This window comes from Streptomyces sp. NPDC093568 (assembly GCF_044764945.1).
In the GTDB taxonomy this organism is placed as follows: domain Bacteria; phylum Actinomycetota; class Actinomycetes; order Streptomycetales; family Streptomycetaceae; genus Streptomyces.
Genome location: NZ_JBIWJD010000002.1, coordinates 532,821 through 554,938, shown reverse-complemented (window position 1 = coordinate 554,938; position 22,118 = coordinate 532,821). Strand labels below are relative to the sequence as shown.

At 71.3% G+C, this 22,118-nt stretch carries 20 protein-coding genes; 9 read left to right on the top strand and 11 right to left on the bottom strand.

What is annotated here, in order from left to right; translation table 11 throughout:
• Window positions 1–124: 124 nt before the first annotated feature.
• Genes ACIRD7_RS11970 through ACIRD7_RS11960 form a run of 3 tightly spaced genes read left to right on the top strand, consistent with a single transcriptional unit; the run spans window position 125 to window position 3,009 of the window.
• The gene (locus tag ACIRD7_RS11970; RefSeq protein ID WP_403452577.1) at window positions 125–1,585 is read left to right on the top strand and encodes an FGGY-family carbohydrate kinase; all 1,461 of its coding nucleotides are present in this window, start codon (window positions 125–127) and stop codon (window positions 1,583–1,585) included.
• Window positions 1,582–2,217, top strand: a complete 636-nt coding sequence (locus ACIRD7_RS11965; RefSeq protein ID WP_403452575.1) for a histidine phosphatase family protein — start codon at window positions 1,582–1,584, stop codon at window positions 2,215–2,217. Before ACIRD7_RS11970 ends, ACIRD7_RS11965 begins: the two co-directional genes overlap by 4 nt.
• Window positions 2,218–2,229: 12 nt before the next feature.
• Window positions 2,230–3,009, top strand: coding sequence for an SAM-dependent methyltransferase (locus ACIRD7_RS11960; RefSeq protein WP_403452574.1), 780 nt, complete (start codon window positions 2,230–2,232; stop codon window positions 3,007–3,009).
• Window positions 3,010–3,126: 117 nt separating this feature from the next.
• Here ACIRD7_RS11960 and ACIRD7_RS11955 read toward each other — a convergent pair whose 3' ends face one another.
• The 8 genes from ACIRD7_RS11955 to ACIRD7_RS11920 form a co-directional block, all read right to left on the bottom strand.
• Window positions 3,127–3,768, bottom strand: coding sequence for a superoxide dismutase (locus tag ACIRD7_RS11955; protein ID WP_403452572.1), 642 nt, complete (start codon window positions 3,766–3,768; stop codon window positions 3,127–3,129).
• A gap of 106 nt (window positions 3,769–3,874) precedes the next feature.
• Complete coding sequence (locus ACIRD7_RS11950; protein WP_403452571.1) at window positions 3,875–5,263, bottom strand: amino acid permease; 1,389 nt, start codon at window positions 5,261–5,263, stop codon at window positions 3,875–3,877.
• 121 nt (window positions 5,264–5,384) lie between these two features.
• Complete coding sequence (locus ACIRD7_RS11945; RefSeq protein ID WP_403452569.1) at window positions 5,385–6,281, bottom strand: TauD/TfdA dioxygenase family protein; 897 nt, start codon at window positions 6,279–6,281, stop codon at window positions 5,385–5,387.
• 12 nt (window positions 6,282–6,293) lie between these two features.
• Complete coding sequence (locus tag ACIRD7_RS11940; RefSeq protein WP_403452568.1) at window positions 6,294–7,634, bottom strand: LLM class flavin-dependent oxidoreductase; 1,341 nt, start codon at window positions 7,632–7,634, stop codon at window positions 6,294–6,296.
• A 179-nt stretch (window positions 7,635–7,813) separates the two neighbouring features.
• The gene (locus tag ACIRD7_RS11935; RefSeq protein ID WP_403452564.1) at window positions 7,814–8,530 is read right to left on the bottom strand and encodes an ABC transporter ATP-binding protein; all 717 of its coding nucleotides are present in this window, start codon (window positions 8,528–8,530) and stop codon (window positions 7,814–7,816) included.
• Window positions 8,506–9,348 (bottom strand): ABC transporter permease, encoded by an 843-nt coding sequence (locus ACIRD7_RS11930; protein ID WP_403452562.1) that lies wholly within the window; start codon window positions 9,346–9,348, stop codon window positions 8,506–8,508. The genes ACIRD7_RS11935 and ACIRD7_RS11930 overlap by 25 nt, the downstream gene beginning before the upstream one ends.
• 5 nt (window positions 9,349–9,353) lie before the next feature.
• Window positions 9,354–10,421, bottom strand: a complete 1,068-nt coding sequence (locus tag ACIRD7_RS11925) for an ABC transporter substrate-binding protein (RefSeq protein ID WP_403452560.1) — start codon at window positions 10,419–10,421, stop codon at window positions 9,354–9,356.
• 207 nt (window positions 10,422–10,628) lie between these two features.
• Window positions 10,629–11,831 carry an ROK family protein gene (locus ACIRD7_RS11920; protein WP_403452558.1) on the bottom strand — a complete coding sequence of 401 codons (1,203 nt, stop codon included), beginning with the start codon at window positions 11,829–11,831 and terminating at the stop codon, window positions 10,629–10,631.
• A 408-nt stretch (window positions 11,832–12,239) separates the two neighbouring features.
• On the opposite strand from ACIRD7_RS11920, the gene ACIRD7_RS11915 reads away from it, so the two are divergent.
• Window positions 12,240–12,821 (top strand): biotin transporter BioY, encoded by a 582-nt coding sequence (locus ACIRD7_RS11915; RefSeq protein ID WP_403452556.1) that lies wholly within the window; start codon window positions 12,240–12,242, stop codon window positions 12,819–12,821.
• Window positions 12,822–12,908: 87 nt separating this feature from the next.
• On the opposite strand, the gene ACIRD7_RS11910 is transcribed toward ACIRD7_RS11915, so the two are convergent.
• Window positions 12,909–13,634, bottom strand: coding sequence for a hypothetical protein (locus ACIRD7_RS11910; protein WP_403452555.1), 726 nt, complete (start codon window positions 13,632–13,634; stop codon window positions 12,909–12,911).
• A 241-nt stretch (window positions 13,635–13,875) separates the two neighbouring features.
• Between ACIRD7_RS11910 and ACIRD7_RS11905 the strand changes: the two genes are divergently transcribed.
• Window positions 13,876–15,873 carry a serine/threonine-protein kinase gene (locus ACIRD7_RS11905; RefSeq protein WP_403453066.1) on the top strand — a complete coding sequence of 666 codons (1,998 nt, stop codon included), beginning with the start codon at window positions 13,876–13,878 and terminating at the stop codon, window positions 15,871–15,873.
• A gap of 71 nt (window positions 15,874–15,944) precedes the next feature.
• Here the strand turns inward: ACIRD7_RS11905 and ACIRD7_RS11900 are convergent, their stop codons facing one another.
• On the bottom strand, window positions 15,945–17,411 hold the full coding sequence (locus ACIRD7_RS11900; RefSeq protein ID WP_403452553.1) for an amino acid permease: 1,467 nt from the start codon (window positions 17,409–17,411) through the stop codon (window positions 15,945–15,947).
• Between the two features lie 217 nt (window positions 17,412–17,628).
• Here ACIRD7_RS11900 and ACIRD7_RS11895 point away from each other — a divergent pair, with 217 nt between their 5' ends.
• Together ACIRD7_RS11895 and ACIRD7_RS11890 are read left to right on the top strand one after the other, a co-directional pair.
• Window positions 17,629–18,114 (top strand): ribose-5-phosphate isomerase, encoded by a 486-nt coding sequence (locus ACIRD7_RS11895; protein WP_403452551.1) that lies wholly within the window; start codon window positions 17,629–17,631, stop codon window positions 18,112–18,114.
• A 98-nt stretch (window positions 18,115–18,212) separates the two neighbouring features.
• On the top strand, window positions 18,213–19,022 hold the full coding sequence (locus ACIRD7_RS11890) for an Fpg/Nei family DNA glycosylase (protein WP_403452549.1): 810 nt from the start codon (window positions 18,213–18,215) through the stop codon (window positions 19,020–19,022).
• A gap of 16 nt (window positions 19,023–19,038) precedes the next feature.
• Here the strand turns inward: ACIRD7_RS11890 and ACIRD7_RS11885 are convergent, their stop codons facing one another.
• Window positions 19,039–20,295: a GNAT family N-acetyltransferase gene (locus ACIRD7_RS11885; RefSeq protein ID WP_403452547.1), complete on the bottom strand. Its 1,257-nt coding sequence runs from the start codon at window positions 20,293–20,295 to the stop codon at window positions 19,039–19,041.
• Between the two features lie 162 nt (window positions 20,296–20,457).
• Between ACIRD7_RS11885 and ACIRD7_RS11880 the strand changes: the two genes are divergently transcribed.
• Window positions 20,458–21,636 (top strand): PP2C family protein-serine/threonine phosphatase, encoded by a 1,179-nt coding sequence (locus tag ACIRD7_RS11880; RefSeq protein WP_403452545.1) that lies wholly within the window; start codon window positions 20,458–20,460, stop codon window positions 21,634–21,636.
• 17 nt (window positions 21,637–21,653) lie between these two features.
• The gene (locus ACIRD7_RS11875) at window positions 21,654–22,118 is read left to right on the top strand and encodes an HD domain-containing protein (protein WP_403452544.1); all 465 of its coding nucleotides are present in this window, start codon (window positions 21,654–21,656) and stop codon (window positions 22,116–22,118) included.

The following is a 22,118-nucleotide window of genomic DNA, read 5'->3' as shown; positions in this document are numbered from 1 at the left end:
AACGCGGCGAGTCGACTCGTTAACAGAGGGTGGAACGGCGGAAGTTGGGCGTCAATCCCTCGCGCAGGGGAAAATCTCAGGGCAGAGTGTGAAGTTCACGGATCCAGATGTGCGGGAGGTCCGGATGGCACAGGAGCAGGAGGCATGGCTCGGGGTCGACCTGGGCACGCAGAGCGTCCGGGTGCTGCTGGTCACCGGGGACGGCACCGTCCTCGGCAGCGGCTCGGCCCCGCTCGGCGGGCGCCGGGACGGAGTGCGGCACGAGCAGGATCCGGGGGAGTGGTGGGAGGGGCTGTGCGCCGCGTCCCGTGCCGCGCTCGGCTCCTCCAGGGGCGCAGGGGTCGGCGGGCTCGCGGTGTGCGGGACGTCCGGGACCGTGCTGCTGACGGACGGGGCGGGACGGCCGATGAGCCCCGCGCTGATGTACGACGACGGCCGGGCGACGGCCCACGGGGCGCGGGCCCGGATGGCCGGGATCGGCGTGCAGGACACCTGGGCGCTGCCGAAGGCGCTGTGGCTGACGGAGACGTACGGGCCGGGGCGGATCACCCACCAGCCGGACCTGGTCGTCTCCCTCCTCACCGGCGAACTGCCCCCGGCCGACTCCAGCCACGCCCTGAAGACCGGCTACGACCTGGAACACGACGCCTGGCCGGCCATGCTGCCCCGGCTCGGCCTGCCCGACCCGGCGGTCCCGGACGTCGTACGCCCCGGCACCCGCCTCGGCGAGGTCTCCCGGTCCGCGGCCGACGCCACCGGCATCCCCGCCGGCACCCCCGTCATCGCCGGGATGACCGACGGCTGCGCGGCCCAGATCGCCTCCGCCGCGCTGCGCCCCGGCTCCTGGAACTCGGTGCTCGGCACCACCCTGGTCCTCAAGGGCGCCTCCCCGACCCCGGTCCGGGACCCGACGGGCGTGGTCTACAACCACCGCGCCCCGGACGGCGGCTGGCTGCCCGGCGGGGCCTCCAGCGTCGGCGCGGGCGTGCTCACGGCGGCGTTCGCGGGCGCCGACCCGGCGGCCATGGACACGCTGGCCGCCTCCTACGAGCCGTCCGGCGCGATCACCTACCCCCTCGTCTCACCCGGCGAGCGCTTCCCGTTCCTCGCGCCGGACGCCACCGCGCTCTTCCTGGGCGAACCGGAGACGGACGCCGACCTGTGGGCCTCGCTCCTGCAGGGCGTCGCCTTCGCGGAACGCCTGTGCCTGGACTATCTGCACCATCTCGGCGCGCCCCTCGACGGCCCCCTCACCTTCACGGGCGGCGGCGCCCGCAGCCCGTACTGGAACCAACTGCGCGCCGACGTCCTCAGCCGCCCGGCCCGGGTGCCCCGGCACACCGAACCGGCCCTGGGCATGGCCGCGTTGGCGGCCTACGGCACGGGCGCGGCACCGGGCCTCGCGGAGGCGGCGGAGGCCATGGTCCGCATCGACACGACCGTCGAGCCCCGGCCCGGCCGCACCGCCCGCTTCGCCGAGCCCTACGCCCGCCTGGTCGACGAGCTGACGACCCGGGGCTGGCTCCCGCCCCCGGTCGCGGCCCACGCGCACGCCCGCCTGGACGGGGATACTGCACAGCCATGAGCACGAGCACCGGTACGACACTGCTGCTGGCCCGGCACGGACAGACCATCTGGCACGCCGAGAACCGCTACGCCGGGATCAGCGACGTGGCCCTCACCGACACCGGCCGCGCCCAGGCCGAGGCCCTCGGCCGCTGGGCCGGCGCCCACCCGGTGGACGCGATCTGGACCTCGCCGCTCTCCCGCGCCGTCGCCACCGCCGACCCCGCCTGCCGGGCCCTCGGACTCACCCCGCGGCGCGAACCCGGGCTGCGCGAATGCGACTTCGGGGTGCTGGAGGGCCGTACGCTCGCGGAGTTCGCGGCCGAGGACCCGGCGGCCGCGGAGGCGTTCCGCAGGGATCCGGTGGCCCACCCCTTCCCGCGCGCGGAGGACCCCGCGGCGGCCGCCGAGCGCGGCGCGGCCGCCCTGCGCCGCATCGCCGCCGCCCATCCGGGCGGGCGTGTTCTCGTCGTCGCCCACAACACCCTGCTCCGTCTGGTGCTGTGCACGCTGCTGTCGATCCCGGCCGGGGAGTACCGCAGAGTGTTCCCCCGGTTGCGCAACGCGGCGATCAGCGAACTCCTCGTGAAAACCGACGGATCCGCCGCACTTCTCTCCCTCAATGTGCCCTGCGGGACCGACCTGCCGTAGCACCATGGGCGCATGACGGAGATCGACACCTCGGTACCGCACTCGGCCAGGATCTGGAACTACTGGCTGGGCGGCAAGGACAACTACCCCGTGGACGAGGCGGCGGGCGACGCGTACACCGCCGTCTTCCCCGGCATCGTCACCATCGCGCGCAGCAGCCGCGCCTTCCTGGGCCGCAGCATCCGGTACCTGGTCGCGGAGGCGGGCGTACGGCAGTTCCTCGACGTCGGCACCGGACTGCCGACCGTCGACAACACCCACGAGGTCGCCCAGGGCCTCGCCCCCGAGTCGAAGATCGTCTACGTCGACAACGACCCGCTGGTCCTGGCCCACGCCCGCGCCCTGCTCACCTCGACCCCCGAGGGCGTGACGGCGTACGAGGACCTGAGCCTGTACGAGCCCGAGAAGATCCTGGAAGCCGCCTCGCGGACCCTCGACCTCTCCCGCCCGACGGCGCTGATCCTCAGCGGCCTCCTCGGCCACGTCGCCGACTACGACCAGGCCCGCGACCTGGTCCGCCGCCTGCTGGCCGGGCTCCCCTCCGGCAGTTACCTCTGTATCAACGACGGCTCCCGGGGCACCGACCCGGACTACGAGAACGCCCAGGACGGCTACAACGAGACCGGCGCCGTCCCGTACTTCCTGCGCCCCGTCGACAAGATCGAGGCGTTCTTCGAGGGCCTGGAGCTGGTGGAGCCGGGCATCGTCTCGGTCCCGCTGTGGCGCCCCGAGCCCGGCGACGAGGAGCCCCGGCCGATCGGGCAGCACGGCGGAGTGGGCCGCAAGCCCTGACGCCCCCCGGACACGGGGAAGCCCCCGCGAGTCACGTCCTCGCGGGGGCTTCCGTCATTCCGCCTGCCCTGCGTGAAAGGTGAGAAGACGATCACGAGGCAGGACGTTCTCCGTGGCTCAGGGAGCCAGCAGCAGGACGTCCGCACGGGACTTGGCCGCCGCGTAACGCCGGGCCACGTCCTGCCAGTTGACGACCTGCCACATCGCCTCGATGAAGTCGACCTTCTGGTTCCGGTACTGGAGGTAGAAGGCGTGCTCCCAGGCGTCGAAGACCAGGATCGGGGTCGAGCCCTGGCCGACGTTGCCCTGGTGGTCGTAGACCTGCTCGACGATCAGCCGACCGCTCAGCGGCTCGTACGCCAGCACGCCCCAGCCCGAACCCTGCGTGGTCGCGGAGGCCTTGGACAACTGCGCCTTGAAGCCGGCGAAGGAGCCGAAGGACTCGGCGATCGCGTCCGCCAGCTCGCCCACGCCGTCCTTCTCCAGCGGCTCGCCACCGCCGTCACCGGTCATGTTCTGCCAGTAGATGCTGTGCAGGATGTGCCCGGACAGGTGGAAGGCCAGGTTCTTCTCCAGGCCGTTGACCGACCCCCAGCTCTCCTTGTCCCGAGCCTCCGCGAGCTGCTCCAGCGTGTCGTTCGCGCCCTTCACATAGGCCGCGTGGTGCTTGTCGTGGTGCAGCTCGATGATCTCGGGGCTGATCACCGGCGCGAGCGCGGAGTAGTCGTAGGGCAGGTCCGGGAGTGTGTAGACGGGCATGAAGGGTCCCCTCAGAGCTCTTATTGCAAGTAGCTTGCAACAACAAGCTAACAGCAAAAAGCCCCCGTGTGGATCACACGGGGGCTTTGCCGCGGCCGGGGGCGTGTCAGCCCCTGGCGCGCGTCCGCTGCCAGGCGTATCCGACGACCGCCAGGAACAGCGTCATCCCGCCCGTCGAGTACAGCTGCACCCGGGTGTCCGGCTCCCGGGCCATCAGCACGAAGATCGCCGCCATGCCGGCCAGCGCCACCCACGTCAGCACGGGGAAGGCCCACATCCGCACGACCAGCTTCTGCGGCTCCTCGCGCTCCAGCCGGCGGCGCAGCCGCAGCTGGGAGACGGCGATGAAGATCCAGACGACCAGGATGACCGCGCCGATCATGTTCAGCAGCCAGGGGAAGACGTCGTCCGGCCGCCAGTAGCTCAGAGCCACGCACACGAAGCCGAACACCGAGGACGCGAGGACCGCGACGCGCGGGACCCCGCCCGACACCCGGCCCAGCCCCTTCGGACCCTGACCGCGCTGGACGAGGGAGTACGCGATGCGCGAGGAGCCGTAGATGTTGGCGTTCATGGCGCTGAGCAGGGCGACCAGGACCACGACGTTCATCAGCTGACCGGCGCCGGGGATGCCGAGGTGGTCGAGGGTGGCGACGTACGGGCCCTTCTCCACGACCTCCTTGGAGTCCCAGGGGACCAGGGTGACGACGACCGCCATGGAGCCGATGTAGAACAGGGCGATGCGCCACATCGCCGTGCGGACCGCGCTCGCGACGCCGCTGACCGGGTTCTCCGACTCGGCCGCGGCGATGCTGACCGTCTCCATGCCGCCGTAGGCGAAGACCGATGCCAATAGCCCGATGATCAGACCCTCGGTGCCGTTCGGGAGGAAACCGCCCTCGCCGGTGAGGTTCGCGGTGCCCGGCGCGTCCGTGCCCGGCAGGACGCCGGCGATGGCCAGCCCGCCCAGCACCAGGAACAGCGCGATCGCGCCGACCTTCAGTGCCGCGAACCAGAACTCGAACTCGCCGAAGTTCTTCACGGCGGCCAGGTTCGCGCCGCAGAAGACGACCATGAACAGGGCCACCCAGGCCCACTCCGGGGTGTGCGGGAGCCAGGTCGTGACGATCTTCGCGGCGCCGATGCCCTCCAGGCCCACGGCCGTGCAGAGCAGCACCCAGAACGACCAGCCGGCCGTGAAGCCCGCCCAGGGGCCGATCGCCCGCTCGGCGTGCGCGGAGAAGGAACCGGAGGAGGGATACGCGGCCGACATCTCGCCGAGCATCCGCATCACCAGCATCACGAGGAGGCCGGAGAGGACGTACGCGATGACGATCGAGGGACCGGCGGCGGCGATGCCGGCTCCGGATCCGACGAACAGGCCCGCGCCGATGACACCGCCGAGGGCGATCATCGACAGATGGCGCTGCTTGAGACCGTGGGAGAGGGAGACGTCGTCCGCTGTGGGGGGCGTCTCGGTGGTGCTGTTCTGCATGGGCGCGGCTCGTCCAATGCGTGAGAGGGCAAAAAACGCCCACAGTCTGGGCAGCCTCTCCGCTCAGAAGGAGAGGCTGCCCACTATGCGGACGGTCGCCGCACTGTACGTGACCTTGCGACTACGCGGCGACCGGGGTGTAGTGCGCGGCGTTCCCCTCGATCGAGTAGCTCTCCTTGCCCTCGATACCGGCCGGCACGTCACCGGCGACGGTCACCCGGTGCAGACGGCGCGGCAGACCGTCGTAGTTGTCGACGGCGTAGTGCTGGGTGATGCGGTTGTCGAAGACGACCAGCTGGTTCTCGGACCAGCGGTGGCGCAGCACGTTCTCCGGCCGGGTGACGTACGCCTGGAGCAGATCGAGGATCTTGCGGGACTCGCCCGGCGAGAGGCCCACGATCCGCTGCGCGAACCCGCCGATGAACAGGCCGCGCTCACCGGTCAGCGGATGGACGCGGACGACCGGGTGGACCGTGCGGTACGTGATCGAGGTGAACTGGGCGCGCTGGGCGGCCTGCTCCTCGTCGATCTCCTCGTCCGGCACGGCGTAGTCGTAGTCGTTGGTGTGCTCCGCCCACAGGGTGTCGGCCAGCTTCCGCAGCGGCTCGGGCAGCTGCCGGTAGGCGGCCGCGGAGCTCGCGATCAGGGTCTCGCCGCCGTACGGCGGGATCGTGATGCTGCGCAGAGTGGTGGCCTGCGGTGGGTTGAGGACGAACGTGACGTCGGTGTGCCAGTGGTTGGCGGCCCGGCCGCGCTCGCTGTCCACCGGCAGGACGTTCGGGGTGCCGGCGACGGAGGCGACCGTCGGGTGGGCGGTGGTGATGTCGCCGAAGTGACGGACGAAGGCCTGATGGGACTCGTCGTCGAGGTTCACGTCGTCGAAGACGAGCGCCTTGTGCACGTTGAGTGCCTCGCGCAGGGCAGCGACGGTGTCGGAGCCGAGCGGCCGGGAGATGTCGACGCCGGACACGCGGGCGCCGATGTGCGCGGTGACCTTGTGGATTTCGATGCCGGACATGGGCGGGTCCTTTCAGACGAGGGCGTTCTCGCGGGCGGTGTACTGGTTGGCGGGGCGGGGCAGGCCGTAGCGCTCGCGCAGGGTCCGGCGCGGGCCGTATTCCTGCCGGAGCAGGTCGCGTGCGCGCAGGATCGGCACGACGTGGTCGACGAAGGCGTCGAGACCGGCGGGGAGCACCGGCGGCATGATGTTGAAGCCGTCGGCTGCGCCCTGCGTGAACCAGGTCTCGATGGCGTCGGCGACCTGCTCGGGCGTACCGGCGAAGGTGAGGTGGCCGCGGCCGCCGCCGAGTCGGCCGATGAGCTGCCGGACGGTGAGCCGCTCGCGCCGGGCCAGTTCGACGACGAGGGTGTAGCGGCTCTTGGCCCCCTCGATGGCGTCCTCGGAGGGCAGTTCGGCGGGGAGCGGGGCATCCAACTCCAACGCACCGGGCTCCAGTTGCAGCAGATGCTCCAGCCGGTCGACACCGTGCGTGTACACGATGTGGTCCTCCAGCCGCTGCTCCAGGGCGTGCGCCTCCGCCTCGGTCGAGCCGATCACCGGGACGATGCCGGGCAGCACCTTGATGTGCTCGGGGTCGCGACCCGCCTGAGCGGTGCGCGCCTTGAGGTCGGCGTAGAAGTCCCGCGCGTCCTCGATCGTCTGCTGCGCGGTGAACACCGCCTCCGCGTACCGGGCGGCGAAGCGCTTGCCGTCCTCGCTCGACCCGGCCTGCACGAGCAGCGGGTAACCCTGCGGGGTGCGGGGGACGTTGAGGGCCCCCTCGACGCTGAAGTACGTCCCCTGGTGCCGCGGCGGATGGATCTTGGCGTCGTCGCCCCACACCCCGGCCGCCTTGTCGGCGACGATCGTGTCGTCCTCCCAGCTGTCCCAGAGCTTCAGGGCGACGTCCAGGAACTCGGCGGCACGGGCGTACCGCTCGGCGTGCGCGGGCTCGGCGTCGAGGCCGAAGTTGCGGGCGGCCTCGGCGCCGGCGGTGGTGACGATGTTCCAGCCCGCCCGGCCGCCGCTGATGACGTCGAGGGAGGCGAACTTGCGGGCCAGGTTGTAGGGGGAGTTGTAAGAGGTGGACGCGGTCGCGATCAGCCCGATGTGCTCGGTGGCCGTCGCCAGCGCGGTGAGCAGCGTGAGCGGCTCCAGTGCGCCGGCGGGCCGCTGCGCGAGGTTGTTCCACAGCTGAGGTCCGTCGGCGAGGAAGAGCGAGTCGAAGGTGCCGCGTTCGGCGACGCGGGCCAGATTGACATAGTGCGCCAGGTCCACGTGCGCGTACGGGTCGCTCTCGGGGAGCCGCCAGGAGGCCTCGTGGTGGCCGGTGTTCATGAGGAAGGCGTTGAGATGGAGTTGCCGGGGCATGCGTGTCCTTCACGGTGACAGTCGGGGAGGTCTTACGAGCGCTGGTCCAGGCACTTCAGCCCGTCCGGCGTTTGAGGACGAGGCCCGTTCAGGGCCGACAGCGGGGGTCCGGGGGCGGCAGCCCCCGGGGACGGGACGGGTAGGGGCGGCGGGGGCGAAAGACGCCCCGCAACCGGCGCTCACCTGACGTCCTCGGTCACCCCCAGCGCCGCCAGCAACCGCGACCGGTACTCGCCGCGCGCATGCGCATCGCGGTCGATCGTCAGATCGAGCCCGATCCGCCCCCGCTCCAGCACGAGCACCCGATCGGCGAGCACGATCGCCTCGTCGACGTCGTGCGTGACGAGCAGCACGGAGGGCCGGTGCCGTTCCCACAGCTCCCGCAGCAGGTTGTGCATCTTGATCCGGGTGAGCGCGTCCAGCGCCCCGAACGGCTCGTCGGCCAGCAGCAGTTCGGGCTCACGGACGAGCGACCGAGCCAGCGCGGCCCGCTGCTGCTCCCCGCCGGACAGCTCGTTCGGCCAGGCCCGCTCGCGGCCTGCCAGCCCGACCTCGGCGAGAGCCTCGCGACCCTTCCGCTCCGCCTCCCCGCCGTCGAGCCCGAGCAGGACGTTGGCGAGGACGCGCCGCCAGGGCAGCAGCCGGGAGTCCTGGAAGACGACCGACACCCGTTCAGGGGCCGTGAGCTGTCCGCTGCCGGTGACCTCGTGGTCGAGCCCGGCGACCGCGCGCAGCAGGGTGCTCTTGCCGGAGCCGCTGTGCCCCAGCAGGGCGACGAACTGGCCGGCGGGGATGTCCAGGTCGATGCCGTCGAGCACGACACGTTCGTCGAACGAGCGGGTCAGCGAGCGGAGCTGGACGGCGGGACGGGTCAGCTGCTCAGTGTGCGGCGCCACGACAGCACCCTCCGTTCGATGAGACGGACCGTGCTGTCCGAGACGAGGCCGAAGATGCCGTAGACCACCAGGCCGACGAGGATGACGTCCGACTGGCCGTAGTTCGTGGCCTGGAACATCATGTAGCCGAGTCCGCTGGTGGCGTTGATCTGCTCCAGGACCACCAGGCCCAGCCAGGAGCCGGTCACGCCGAGCCGGAGTCCCACGAAGAACCCGGGCAGCGCGCCGGGGATGACGATCTCCCGGATGAAGCGCAGCTTCGACAGGCCCTGCACCTCGGCGAGTTCGACGAACCGGTGGTCGATGCCGGACAGGGCGGCATGCGTGTTGAGGTAGATCGGGATGTAGACGACGATCGCGATGATCGCGATCTTGAAGGTCTCGCCGATGCCCAGCCAGAGGATGAACAGCGGGATCAGACCGAGGGTCGGGATGGCCCGGTTGAGGTTGACCGTGCCGTCGATCAGCGCCTCCCCGGTGCGGGTGAGCCCGGAGGCCAGCGCCAGCACGACGCCGGCGGTCAGACCGATCGCGAACCCGGACGCGGCCCGCTGCAACGAGGTGAGGATGTCGGTGACCAGGGTCCCGTCGGTCCACAGCTGGGCCCCGGTCTCCACCACCGTCCACGGTGCCGGGATCGCGGCGGCGTCGAGCGCCTCGGCGGCGGACGCGACGGCCCACAGCGCGAGCACCAGCAGCGGCCCGGCGAGCCTTGCGGCGGGCAGCCGTTTGCCGGGGGCGAGCCCGCGGCGTCGCTTTCGGGGCCGCTCGCCAGCCGTGACGACGGCGGCGGCCTTGTCCAGGGTGGTCGTGGTCATGGCGGTCACTTCCGGTACTCGGCCGGTACGGACTTCGCGGCGATGCCCTCGAAGCGGTGGTCGAAGAGCTCGCTGACGTCGAACTTCTTCACGAACCCGCCCTCGGCGAGCAGATCCGCGGTCTCCTGCTCCCATTTGATGGCCTCGTCCCAGTTCGGCGGGTACAAGGGCTTGTTGGCGAGCTCTGTGATCGCCTCGGCCTGGGGGAGGGTCAGGTTCTGCGTCTTGACGTAGAACTCCCGGTTCCAGACGTCGGGGTGCTCGTACGTCCACACCTGGCCCTTGGCCCAGTACGGGATGTACGCGGCGATCGCGGCGGCCTTCGCGGGGTCGTTCAGCACGGAGACCGGCGCCCACAGCAGGTTGAGCAGGTCGACGACGTCGGTCGTGATGGTGCGGGCGCCCTTGGCCTCGTACTGCGCCAGATAGGCGGGCGCCTGTGTGTTGCCGAGCGGGGCGATGTCGACCTGTCCGGACTGCAGGGCGGTGAGGAACTGGTTGCTGGTCAGCGGCACCAGCTCCACCTCGTCGTACTTCAGCCCCGCCTTCTTCAGCGCGCGCAGCAGGACGACGCCCTGCGCCTGGCCCTGCGAGAAGGCGAGCTTCCTGCCCTTGAAGTCCTCGACCGACCGGATGTCGCTGCCGGGCTTGGTGGCGAAGAGGTAGTTGGGCTTACGGGTGATGTTGATCGCCACGATCTTCGCGTCGAAGCCCTGGTAGTGGGCCTGGATCGGCGGGATGCCCGCGTTGTTGGCGAGGTCCAGGGACTTGGCCCGGAAGGCGTTGATGACATCGGGCCCGGCGCCGATGTTCAGCCAGTTGCTGACCGTGAAGGGCGGATCTCCCAACTTGGCCAGTCTGAACTGGAGTTGCTGGGTGTTCTGGAAGGAGGCGATCTTCAGGCTCGTACCGGCGGGCACCTTTTTCGCCAGCGGGGCGGTCGAGGCGCCCTCGCTCGCGGCGGCCGCGCTGCCGTCGGCGCAGCCGCTGAGTCCGGCGACGCCGGCCGCCGCGCCGAGCAGGGAGGTGAGGAAGAGCCGTCGGTCGACACCGGACACGGGGGATGAAGGCATGGCAGGACTCCGTGATTTCAAAAGGAAAGAAGGCATGCCGAATTCCGGGCCGTAAGAAGCCGGAGAAAGGGAATTCAGGCAGGGAGGAATGAGCGCTTCACACGCGGCGGCGGGTCAGCAACAGAAGGTGCGACAGCTCACGAACAGGCTCATGAGCAGTAGGTTCCCGGCCATCGGTGCCCCCTGTCAACATTCCGAGTTTCTGAATTAAATAGCGTCAGGTGACGCGCCCAGCGGATCCCGGTACAGCACGTCCAGAGCCACCGAGCCACCGGCCACCGCGAGCACGGAATCCGCGAAACTCGTCGGCACGACGGCGGCCGCCCGCTCGCTGCCGACCGAGTCTCGCAGCGCGGCGAGGCAGTCCGCCCGGCTCAGCACACCCACCTCGGTCACCACGACGGTCTCCGGGTTGAGCACGTCGAGCAGCAGCCCCACCGCCCGCCCGGTCATCCGCGCCCGGTCGGTCAGCAGCCGTGCCGCCACCGCGTCGCCCCGGGCCGCCGCGCGCAGGACGTGCATCGGGTTCACCCCGTCGATGACCCCGGCCGCGCGCGCCCGGCGGCACAACGTCCGCTCGCTCAGCTCGACCTGGAGGCAGCCCACCCGCCCGCAGTCGCAGGTCTCCGTGCCGCCCGGCACCGGCAGGTGCGCGATGGCCCCGGCCTGCGAGCGGGGACCGTGATGCACCTCGTCGTTGGTGGCGAAGGCCGCGTCGACCACGTTGCCGACGAACAGGTGCAGCACGCTCCGGCTGCCGCGCGCCCGCCCGAACAGCCGCTCCGCGTTCACCAACGCCCGCGCGTGACCGTCCACATGGACCGGCAGGCCGGCGCGGTCGCCGAGCACCTCCCGCACCGGCACGTCGCGCCAGCCCAGCAGCGGGTGCTCGACGACCGTCCCGGAGTCCCGGTCCACCCAGCCGCCCGCGGCGAAGCCGACGCCGAGCGGCCGAAGGCCCGGCGACGCGTCCAGCAGCGCCCCCAGCCCGTCGGCGGCCCGGACCAGCACGTCGCGGGGAGCCATGACCCCCGAGTGCTTCAACTCCCGTTCGGCGAGGACGCGTCCGCGCAGATCGAGCAGCGCCACCGTGGTGTACGGCACCGCCACGTGCACCCCGCCCACCACGAAACCCGTGTCGTCGAGGTCGATGGGTACGTGCGGCCGGCCGACGCCCTTGGACTGCCGGGGCGCGGCGCTCTCGCGGATCAGCCCGAGCCCGGTGAGGCGGGCACAGTGGTCGGTCACCGACGCCGGTGACAGCCCGGTCAGCCGGGCGATGGTGCTGCGTGCGACCGGCCCGTGCTCCAGCACGGACCGCAGGACGGCGCTGGCACTGGTCCGGCGCCGGTCACGGTCGGCGATCCGGGGGACGGGGGACGAAAGGGTGGGTGCCGCGGTACGGGGCATGGGGAACTTCCTCGGGAGCCGGTCCGACACTGCGCCGTCTGCAACGGGGGAGCCGGACCGACAGACCGGCTCACCCAGGCCGGCGACAGGCGGCCGCGCCCACGCGTCGCAGGTCGACGTGGCGACGCGACGAGAAGTTCCGGGACTGGGCGACCATGCGCTCGAAGCTAGCAAAGCGGCTCGGCGCTGCCCAGACGGCGACCGAGGGGCGAGACGGCGGACGGCCTGTGAGCTGGACGTCCCCGCCTCCGTGACCGGCATCACCTCGTACCCGGTGTAACCCCCATCCTTTGTCCGGAGCCCACCAACCCCGTGATCCGGCCTTTGTCGACCACTGACGGTGAGCGGCATGGACACGCTGGGATAGCGTCGCAACGTCCCGTACCGCCCTCTCACCGCGGAGTCCCCATGAGCACCGCAGCCGTCGCCCCCGCCCGCACCGGACAGGTCCTCGCCGACCTGCTCCCGGCCTCCCGAGTCCGCGACATCGCGCTCGTCGTCGGCGGCGCCGCGCTCACCGGCCTCGCGGCCCAGATCTCGGTGCCCGTGCCGGGCTCCCCGGTGCCGGTGACCGGCCAGACCCTCGCGGTGCTGCTGGTCGGCACGGCCCTCGGCGCCGGCCGCGGCTTCCTCTCGCTCGCGCTGTACGCGCTGGCGGGCATCGCGGGCGTGCCGTGGTTCGCGGACGGTACCTCCGGCGCCGCCGCCCCGTCCTTCGGCTACATCCTCGGCATGATCCTCGCGTCCACGGTCGTCGGCGCCCTGGCCCGCCGCGGCGCCGACCGCACCGCGCTGCGCACGGCGGGCGCGATGCTGCTCGGCGAGGCGATCATCTACGCCGTCGGCGTCCCGTACCTGGCCCTCGCCACCGGCATGTCGGCGTCCGCCGCCATCGCGGCCGGCCTCACCCCGTTCCTGATCGGCGACGCCCTGAAGGCCGCCCTCGCGATGGGCGCGCTGCCCACCACCTGGAAGCTGCTCGACCGCTGACCCGGTAGTTCCCGCGCAAGAGGCTCGCCGGGTCGCACTGCGACTTTGCTCCCGGCGAGCCTCTTCGTCATGTCACGGGCGGGCCGTTCAGCCCTCCCGCGAGCGCCGCGGCCGCAGTTGCGACCACCACAGCCCGGCCGCTCCCACCGCGATCAGCGTCGCGCCGGCCGCGCCCAGCGGCAGGACGTCCCGGCCGAGACCGGTCTTGGGCAACTCGTCGGCGCCCGGTGCGACCGGCTTGTTGTCCGTGCCGAGCAGCAGCGGGGTGGCCGGGGCGTCGGGCGACGGGTTCGTCGTACCGAACGGCACCGGGCCCTGCTGCCAGTACGTCTTGCCGCCGTCGCTCGTCTGGACGGGGAGGCAGATCTTTCCGGTCTTGCTCAGGTCGTACGTCGCGTCGACGGCGTACGACTTCGACTCACCGGCCGGAAGATTGTCGAGGGGACAGGCGAAACCGCTGTTCGAGCCCTCCGGGAGATCGCCCTCCGGAATGGCGGAGCAGCCTTCGACATTCTTGACGGTCAGGCCGTCGAATCCGACGACCAAAAGCCTGATCTTTCCGCTGTCCTCGGTCCCTTCGTTCTTCACCGTGGCGGTGATGTCGGTTTCCTGCGAACTGTTGTTCACAGAAATTTTCTCGGGCAGCGCAGTGGTCAGCTTGACCCCTGCCGGCGCCTCGTCGATGACCTTTCCCCCCTTGCTGCTGCCGGGGCCCTGGTCATCCGCCCCGGCCGTGCCGGAAAGGATCAGCACGGTCGAGAAAGATGCCGCTACCAGCGATCCCGCGATGGTCGTCGTGCGACGAGAACTCATGTTCGTCCCCCTTGCCTGCGCCTGAATTCGCAGTACTTGAAGAGCTACCACAAGATTTCTCCGCACTATGCTGGTACGGCACGAAGTGTGACCATTGTGTTTCAATGGCGGATGTCCGATGCGGCATCGAGGGGGGTGCAGTGGATTGCCGGGGAATATGGGGAATACGAGGAGCGGCGGGGTTCCAGGTTTACTGGTGACGGGGCGCTACCGATTGGTCGAGAGTATCGGCCAGGGGGGAATGGGGCGGGTGTGGCGAGCGGTCGACGAAATACTCGACCGGCTGGTCGCCGTCAAGGAAATGCGCATCGACGGCCTCGACCCCGAGGACACACGCACACGCCGTGAACGCACGCTGCGCGAGGCGCGGGCGACGGCGCGCATCGACCACCCCAACGTCGTCCGGGTCTACGACGTGGTCGACGAGGGCGAACGCCTGTGGATCGTCATGGAGTTGGTGGCCGGCCGCTCCCTGGAACGCATCATGGCGGAGGAGGGCCCGCTGGGTCCGTGCGAGACGGCCCGGATCGGGGTGGGCCTGGTGGCGGCGCTGCGGCAGGTGCACGACCGCGGCGTCCTCCACCGGGACATCAAGCCCGGCAACGTGCTGGTGGAGTCGGAGACGGCACGCGGGCGCGGCCGGATCGTCCTCACGGACTTCGGCATCGCGGCGATCCAGGACGCGAAGGCCCTCACCATGGTCGGCATGCTGGTCGGCTCCCCCGACTACATGGCCCCGGAGCGCATCTCCGGGCGCCCCCAGGGCCCGCCGTCCGACATCTGGTCCCTGGGCGCCACGCTGAGCGCCGCCCTCGCCGGCCGCTCCCCGTTCTCCCGCGACACGACCCTGGCGACGCTGCACGCCGTCCTGTACGAGGAGCCCGAACTCCCGCCCACCGCAGGCCCGTTGCGCGACATCCTCGCCGCCCTCCTGGACAAGGACCCGGCCCTGCGCCCCGGCCTGGACGACGTGGAGAGCGCACTGCGGACGGTGGCGGATCCGGTGCCCACGCCGACGATGCCGGTGCTGGGGGGAGGGGAGGCGCCGCCCGCAACGCCCGAGCCGGAGCCGGTACCTGAGTCGCGGTCGGTACCGGAGCAGAAGCAGGAGCCGGAGTCGCATTCGTCCGCGGAATCGCCCACGCCCGCCCTCCTGGACGCCTCCCGCATCCCGCCGCGCCCACCCGACCCCCGGCAGCCGGAGGACATACGGGACGCGATCCCACCGCAGCCCTTGCCCCCGACCAAGGACCTGGGCACCGAGGAACCCCGAACCGAGGGCCCCCGACACGACGTTGTCGGACCGGTCACGCCCACGCCCACTCCCACCCCAGCCCCGACTCCGGAGGAAGAGGCGGCCCCCCGCCCCCTCAACGCCTCCACGGAACACACCGCCCCCGAATCCCGCGCGGAGACGCACTCGGCGACCCCCTCCGGCAACTCCAGCGGCCCCGCACCGCGCCGCGCGGGCGTCTCCCTCTCCCGTGCGGAAGCGGTGACCGAGCGGCGCCCCGGCCCCGGGACGGAACCCGTGCCCGGCGGCTCCCGGGAGTACGGCGGTATGCCGCCCGGCGAGCTCCCCGGCCCGGCGGTGCCGGCACACCCCCGGCCGCCCCGGCGCGGGCACCGCCGTACGGGCGTCGTCGCGGCCGTCGGGATCGTGGCCGCGGGAGCAGTCGTCGCGGTGGTGCTGGCCAGCGACTTCGGGGCGCCGAAGGACAGCCGGGCCGGGTCCTCGCCGTCGGCCTCCTCGGTCGCGTCCGCCCCGAGCACGAGCCCCTCGTCCACGGTCGAGGGCACCTCCAGGCCGCAGAGCCTGCCGCCCGGAGCGCGCCGTGAGGCGGGCGGGTTCGCGTGGGCGCCGCCCGAGGGCTGGCGGCGGGACGTCAAGACCGGCTCGGAGGTGCACTACACCTCACCGGACGCCGCGCAGGAACTCGCCGCCAAGTCCTCCCTGGCCCGCGACGACCTGATGGACTCCTGGCAGAAGTCCGAACAGGACGCCCGGCAGGGCAAGGACTACGTCAAGATCCGCCTGGAGCGGACGACGTTCCGCGGACACCCGGCGGTCGTCTGGGAGTACACCTTCAGTCTGCAGGGCGACCCCTGGCACGCCCAGCTGCTCGGCTTCACCGTGGACGGGAAGACGTACCAGATCAACACGTGGTACCGCCCGGACGTCGAGGAACAGGCCGTGAAGACGTACGAGAAGGTCAGGGACGGCTTCACGGTGCTGTGACCCGGCAAAAGGCGGAGGGGTGGCGGAGCGCGCGTCGCACTCCACCACCCCTGCGCCGGGGACGGCCGGGCTCAGCCGGTCTTGACCTCGTCGCGGGCGGCGTCGGTGGCGGGGGCCTCGACGGCCGGCCTGCGACCGCCGGTGACCTTCTCCTTCACGAACGCGGTCACCAGGACCAGCGCGGCCACGAGGAGCGACAGCAGCACGGTCTTGCGTCCGTCGTGCTCGGTGTCGGTCAGCATGTAGCCGAGGACGAAGACGATCAGCGCGGCCGTGGCCCAGGTCAGGTACGGGTACAGCCACATCTTCACGACCAGCTTCTCCGGCGCCTCGGCCTTGATGATCTTCCGCATGCGCAGCTGCGAGAAGCAGATCGCCAGCCAGACGAACAGGGCGACCGCGCCGGAGGAGTTGACCAGGAAGAGGAAGACGGAGTCCGGGAACTTGTAGTTGAAGAACACGGCCACGAACCCGAAGGCGACGGACGCGAGGATCGCCGTACGCGGCACGCCGTTGCCGGTGGTGCGGGCGAAGGCCTTCGGCGCGTCACCGCGCTGGCCGAGGGAGAAGGCCATGCGGGAGGCGGTGTAGAGGCCGGAGTTGAGGCAGGACAGCACCGAGGTCAGCACGATGAAGTTCATGATCTGACCGGCGTGCGGGATGCCGAGGGAGTCGAGCGCGGCGACGTACGAGCCGTCCTTGGCGATGGCCTTGCTGTCCCAGGGAAGCAGGGCCACGACGACGAAGATCGAGCCGAGGTAGAAGACGGCGACACGCCAGATGATGCTGTTGGTGGCCTTGGTGACGGCCTGCTGCGGGTTCTCGGACTCACCGGCGGCGAGGGTGGCGATCTCGCTGCCCATGAAGGAGAAGACGACGAGCAGCACACCGGTGAGGATGGCGCCGGGGCCGTTGGGCAGGAATCCGCCGTGCTCGGTGAGGTTGCTCAGCCCGGCCTGCTCGCTGTCGACGCCGGGCAGCAGCCCGAACACGGCCAGCCCGCCGATGACGATGAACGCGGCGATCGCGACGACCTTGATCCCGGCGAACCAGAACTCGAACTCGCCGTAGGAGCCGACGGAGACCAGGTTGGTGGCGGTCAGCACCACCATGACGATCAGGGCCCAGGCCCACTGCGGTACGGACGGGATCCAGCCCTCCAGGATCACCGCACCGGCTGTCGCCTCGACCGCCAGCACGACCACCCAGAAGAACCAGTACAGCCAGCCGATGGAGAACCCCGCCCAGCTGCCGAGCGCGCGGTCGGCGTGGGCGGAGAAGGATCCGGACGTCGGGTTGGCCGCCGACATCTCACCCAGCATCCGCATCACCAGCACCACGAGCGTGCCGACGAGGGCGTAGGAGAGGAGGATGCCGGGTCCTGCGGTGGCGATACCGGAGCTGGACCCGACGAAGAGTCCGGCGCCGATGACGCCGCCGATGGCGATCATGGACAGATGGCGGTTCTTGAGCCCGGCCTGTAGGCCGTGGCCGCCGGCGGCCGGTTCGGCCGTCTTCTGTGTCGGCTGCGAAGTCATGGAGCGGATTTCCTTTGAGCCGTGGGGAGCGAATCTCGTACGAGCGGTAGTGGTGCGGTGTACGAGTCGGACCAGTGAATCGGAGGAGAACTGATTCGGGAACCTTTGATTCGGGATTGTTACTTGAGGTTTCCTTGAGCTTCCATTGCGCAGGTCACAATTTTCGTGATCGCCACCCGACGCTGCTGCCCCGAAACAGCCGTGTCACACTCGTTCCATGCGCGTGTATCTCGGCTCGGACCATGCGGGCTACGAACTCAAGAACCACCTCGTCGAGTGGCTCAAGGCGGCCGGTCACGACCCGGTCGACTGCGGCCCCCACATCTACGACGCCCAGGACGACTACCCGCCCTTCTGCCTCCGCGCCGCGGAGCGGACGGCCGCGGACCCCGACTCCCTCGGCATCGTGATCGGCGGCTCGGGCAACGGCGAGCAGATCGCCGCGAACAAGGTCAAGGGCGTCCGCGCGGCGCTGGCCTGGAGCGAGGAGACGGCGTCGCTGGGCCGCCAGCACAACAACGCCAACGTCGTGGCTGTCGGTGCGCGCATGCACACGACGCAGGAGGCGACGAAGTTCGTCGAGACCTTCCTCGGCACCCCGTTCTCGGGCGACGAGCGCCACACCCGCCGCATCGACATGCTCAGCGCCTACGAGACGACGGGCGACCTCCCCCCGATCCCCCCGCACCACCCCCAGCGGTAACTCCCGGACCCACCCCAGGGGGCGCTACCCCCTGGGGGGTCCCGAAGTCCTCGGAGGACGGGAGCACAAGCCGCACGCCGCACGAAGAAGGAGCCACCGTGCCCGAGGGCCACACCATCCACCGGCTGGCCCAGGACTACGGCACCGCGTTCCTCGGCACGACCCCGCGCGTCACCAGCCCCCAGGGCAAGTTCTCGGACGCCGCGGCCCTCCTCGACCGCGCCGAACTCACCCACACCGAGGCGCACGGCAAGCACCTCTTCCTCGCCTTCCGCCACACCGACTGGGTCCACATCCACCTCGGCCTCTTCGGCAAGGTCGACTTCGGCGCCGCCCCCGCGCCCCCGCCCACGGACACCGTCCGGCTCCGCCTGGCGAACACGGCCGCGTACGTCGATCTCCGCGGCCCCACCACCTGCGCGCTGATCACCGACACCGAGAAGCAGGCGATACACGACCGCCTCGGCCCGGACCCCCTGCGCGACGACGCCGACCCGGCGCGGGCGTACCGGCGGATCTCCCGCAGCCGTACGACGATCGCCGCCCTGCTCATGGACCAGAAGGTCATCGCGGGCGTCGGCAACGTCTACCGTGCCGAGGTCCTCTTCAGGCACCGCATCGACCCCTACCGCGCCGGCCGGGACATCACCCCCGCCCAGTGGGACGCCGTCTGGACCGACCTCGTCGAGCTCATGCACGAGGGCGTCCGCAACAACCGCATCGACACCGTCCGCCCCGAGCACACCCCGGAGGCGATGGGCCGCCCGCCGCGCGTCGACGACCACGGCGGCGAGGTCTACGTCTACCGCCGGGCCACCCTGCCCTGCCACATCTGCGGCGGTGAGATCCGCACCGCGGGCCTCGCCGCCCGCAACCTCTTCTGGTGCCCGGCCTGCCAGCGGCCGTAAGGCGGTCCGTCCTACGTCAGAAGCCGTGCGGCAGCCAGGGCGCCACCGCGGACGCGAACCCCACCGAAGCCTCCGCCAGCGCCCCCTGCCGCAGCTCCCGCACCCGCCCCGCCGCACCCAGCGCGGTGAGACTCACCCCGCCGAGGTACGCCGAACCCAACTCCCTTACGGACAGGGAGAGATCGGCCGCGTCCGTCGTGCGCTCGCACGACGCGCCCTTCGCGTCGCCGCTGAGCCGCCAACGCCCCGTGTTCCAGGGGCAGAAGGCGTCCTCCACCTCGAACACCACATCCACCGGCGCCTGATACGTCCGCGCCTGCAGCGCGGCCCCGACGTCCACCAGCCGTACATGCAGGGAGTCCTTCACCCGCACCGCGCACCGCCGGATGTCCGAGACCTGGTGCTGCCAGGCGTCGTCCACCGGCCGCGCCCACATCTTCACCGTGGACGTCAGGTCGATGCCGAACAGGAACCGCCACAGCGCCGCCTCGGCCGCCGGGTCCAGGGCCTGGAGGTCCCGCAGCAGCACGACACCGCAGGGGCCCTTGCCGTCCCACTCCGGCTTCACGCGGAAGCGCGCGTACCCGACGACCTCGCCGTCCCGCTCCGCCAGCGCGCACTGGAGCGGCGACGCGCCCTCCCGGTCGCTCTCCGGGTCGAGCAGCCCGACCCGCTCCCAGCCGGGCAGCCGCGCGATCATCCCGGGCCGAACGGGCACCCTGGCCGCGTACACCGCCTCGCAGGGGTCCACCACGTCGGCCGGTACGGCGTACCGCAGCCGTACGTCATCGGTGCCCGGCGGCACCGACAGCCGCACACGTGAGGTGTCGATCTCGGCGCTCACCTGGTAGGTGCCGATGCCGTAGCCGAACCGGCCGTAGATCTCCGGCTCGGAGGCGGTCAGCACCGCCAGCGGCCGACCCCACTCGCGCACGTCGTCCAGCTGCCGGCGCATCATCGACGTCAGCACGCCGCGCCGGCGGTGCGTGGCGGCGACGCTCACCATCGTCACGCCCGCCGCGGGGACGGCCGCTCCGCCGGGCACCGTGACCCGGAAGCTGAAGGTGCCGGCCGTGCCCACGCACGCGTCCCCGTCCCAGACGCCGATGGAGCGGTCGGCCTCGGTGATGGCGTTCCAGACCTCCCGCTCCTGCGCCGACTCCGGCACTCCACCGAAGGCGCGGATCAGGGTGTCGTACCAGATGTCCCACTCGTCCTGCCGCAGCGTCCGCAGCTGAAGTCGGCCCGCGTCGCCCGCACTGTCTTTCGCCATGAACCATGCGTACCAGGGCAATGCGGGACGAGCGAGCGAATTTCCCGTTGGCGGCCGCGTGACGGCTTTCCGTGAAGTTCACTGTGAAGTTGAACCTCGGACGGGGGACAAGTGGGACCTCCCGTGCCAAGCGACTGGTCCGATGGATAGGGTCCCGAACTAATGGCAGCAGGACGAGAGCGGCGCACGGCGACCGAGACGCTCACGGCCCGGTTGAGGATGCACTGGCACCGGGCCCGCGTCGGCGTGCGCAGAAGCGCCGTGGACTACTTCCGCGGCGACGGCTCGGACTGGGTCGCGCTGGCCGGACTGCTCCTGACCGTGCCGCTGATCTGCGCCATGACGATGGCCAACCCGGTCTGGTTCTCACCGGCCGCGCTGGTCCTGCCGATCGTCGCGGGCGGCCTGCTGCTGCGCCCGGCCAGCCTGCTCGGCCTGTACGCGGCGGCGGCCACCGCCCTGATCGTGGAGTCGGTACGGCTGGGCCCGTACACGGAGGGCCCGTCGCGAGTCACGCCCGGCGTAGTCCTGGTGGTGGCGGCGTGCGGCTTCTTCGGGCTCCTCATCGCGCAGTTCCGCAGCCGCGTCGGCGTGCCCTGGCGACGCGGCGGCACGATGCTCTTCGACCTGCGCGAACGCATCCGCGTGCAGAGCAAGCTGCCCCAGCTGCCGCACGGTTGGCATCGCGAGATGGCACTGCGCCCGGCGGGCGGCCAGTCCTTCTCCGGCGACTTCGTGGTGGCGGCCCGCACCAACGGCGGCCGCACGCTGGAGGTCGTGCTGACGGACGTCTCCGGCAAGGGCATGGACGCCGGCTCGCGCGCCCTCCTCCTCTCGGGCGCCTTCGGCGGCCTCCTGGGCAGCCTGCCCCCGCACGCGTTCCTGCCGGCCGCCAACGGCTACCTCCTGCGCCAGGACTGGGACGAGGGCTTCGCGACCTCCATCCACCTGGTCCTCGACCTGGACTCGGGCGACTACGAGCTGTACTCGGCGGGCCACCCGCCGGGCCTGCAACTGAGCGCGGGCAGCGGCCGCTGGGAGGAGAAGGCCGCCGAGGGCCCCCTCCTCGGCGTGTACGACGGCGCCCAGTTCGACCCCGTGAAGGGCTCGCTGCGCCCCGGCGACGTGCTGATGCTGTTCACGGACGGCCTGGTCGAGACGTCCGACCGCGACATCGTCGAGGGCATGGACCGCCTCACCGGCGAGGCCGACCGCTATGTCGCCGCCGGCTTCCACGGCGCCGCCTGGCACCTCATCGAGGCGGTGGCGAAGGACGTCAACGACGACCGGGCGCTGCTGCTGATCTGCCGTGAGGGCCCGACGACGACGGCGGCACGCTGAGCCGGGACACTGGGCGGGTGACCGAGACACCGCACCCGCACCTGTCCCTGGCCGAGGTCGAGGCCGTCGCCCGCGCCGCCCACGCGCGCCAGACCGACAAGGCCGGCCGCCCCTACACCGAGCACCTGAGCGCCGTCGCCGAGGGCGTACGGGCCCGCGGCGGTGACGAGGAGCAGATCGCGGCGGCCTGGCTGCACGACGCCGTGGAGGACGACGCGCTGTCCGAGCGGTGGCTGGAGGAGGCCGCCCTGAGCTGTCGTACGAAGGACATCGTGCGCGCGGTCACCAAGCGGGCCGGGGAGCCGCCCGAGGCGTACGCGGCGCGCATCCGCGCCACCGACGGCGCGCTGCTGGTGAAGGAGGCGGACCTGGCGCACAACGCGGACCCGGGGCGCCTCGCGGTCCTGGACGAGGCGACCCGCAAACGACTGACCGAGAAGTACGCACGGATGCGCGCACTTCTCGGTCTGTCCGCTGAATGA

Bases quoted from the DNA above. Each gene is read 5' to 3' on its own strand.
- ACIRD7_RS11970 (WP_403452577.1), top strand. From the start codon at position 125: ATGGCACAGGAGCAGGAGGCATGGCTCGGGGTCGACCTGGGCACGCAG.
- ACIRD7_RS11965 (WP_403452575.1), top strand. From the start codon at position 1,582: ATGAGCACGAGCACCGGTACGACACTGCTGCTGGCCCGGCACGGACAG.
- ACIRD7_RS11960 (WP_403452574.1), top strand. From the start codon at position 2,230: ATGACGGAGATCGACACCTCGGTACCGCACTCGGCCAGGATCTGGAAC.
- ACIRD7_RS11955 (WP_403452572.1), bottom strand. From the start codon at position 3,768: ATGCCCGTCTACACACTCCCGGACCTGCCCTACGACTACTCCGCGCTC.
- ACIRD7_RS11950 (WP_403452571.1), bottom strand. From the start codon at position 5,263: ATGCAGAACAGCACCACCGAGACGCCCCCCACAGCGGACGACGTCTCC.
- ACIRD7_RS11945 (WP_403452569.1), bottom strand. From the start codon at position 6,281: ATGTCCGGCATCGAAATCCACAAGGTCACCGCGCACATCGGCGCCCGC.
- ACIRD7_RS11940 (WP_403452568.1), bottom strand. From the start codon at position 7,634: ATGCCCCGGCAACTCCATCTCAACGCCTTCCTCATGAACACCGGCCAC.
- ACIRD7_RS11930 (WP_403452562.1), bottom strand. From the start codon at position 9,348: ATGACCACGACCACCCTGGACAAGGCCGCCGCCGTCGTCACGGCTGGC.
- ACIRD7_RS11925 (WP_403452560.1), bottom strand. From the start codon at position 10,421: ATGCCTTCATCCCCCGTGTCCGGTGTCGACCGACGGCTCTTCCTCACC.
- ACIRD7_RS11920 (WP_403452558.1), bottom strand. From the start codon at position 11,831: ATGCCCCGTACCGCGGCACCCACCCTTTCGTCCCCCGTCCCCCGGATC.
- ACIRD7_RS11915 (WP_403452556.1), top strand. From the start codon at position 12,240: ATGAGCACCGCAGCCGTCGCCCCCGCCCGCACCGGACAGGTCCTCGCC.
- ACIRD7_RS11910 (WP_403452555.1), bottom strand. From the start codon at position 13,634: ATGAGTTCTCGTCGCACGACGACCATCGCGGGATCGCTGGTAGCGGCA.
- ACIRD7_RS11905 (WP_403453066.1), top strand. From the start codon at position 13,876: ATGGGGCGGGTGTGGCGAGCGGTCGACGAAATACTCGACCGGCTGGTC.
- ACIRD7_RS11900 (WP_403452553.1), bottom strand. From the start codon at position 17,411: ATGACTTCGCAGCCGACACAGAAGACGGCCGAACCGGCCGCCGGCGGC.
- ACIRD7_RS11895 (WP_403452551.1), top strand. From the start codon at position 17,629: ATGCGCGTGTATCTCGGCTCGGACCATGCGGGCTACGAACTCAAGAAC.
- ACIRD7_RS11885 (WP_403452547.1), bottom strand. From the start codon at position 20,295: ATGGCGAAAGACAGTGCGGGCGACGCGGGCCGACTTCAGCTGCGGACG.
- ACIRD7_RS11880 (WP_403452545.1), top strand. From the start codon at position 20,458: ATGGCAGCAGGACGAGAGCGGCGCACGGCGACCGAGACGCTCACGGCC.